Source organism: Clostridioides sp. ZZV15-6388, assembly GCF_020657755.1.
Lineage (GTDB): Bacteria > Bacillota > Clostridia > Peptostreptococcales > Peptostreptococcaceae > Clostridioides.
This window is the reverse complement of record NZ_JAGWCU010000152.1, coordinates 1-251: the sequence shown is the minus strand read 5'-3', so window position 1 is coordinate 251 and position 251 is coordinate 1. Positions and strand designations below refer to the sequence as shown.

The 251-nt window shown below is 34.7% G+C and carries 1 pseudogene; it reads right to left on the bottom strand.

The annotated features are described in order from the left end of the window. Positions 1–251 (bottom strand): annotated as a pseudogene (locus KGF48_RS20150) (ABC transporter substrate-binding protein); the annotation flags it as partial.

Sequence of the window (251 nt, the reverse complement as noted above, 5' to 3'; positions counted from 1 at the left end):
AATCTTTTCCTATAGATGTTACTATATATCCACTACCTTCTTTTTCCATAGCAGTTGCTGTAGGTTCAAATGCTGTTGTAAAGTCACCTTCACCACCTGCAAAAGCTCCAGCCATTACTCCAAATTGTACATCAGTTCTTACATTAACATTGCCTGCTTTTAAATTTTCTCCAATAGTAAGCCCTTTGTCTTTTAAAACATATTCAAAAGTCATTAATGGAACTCCACCTTTTCTACCACCTAATATTTCT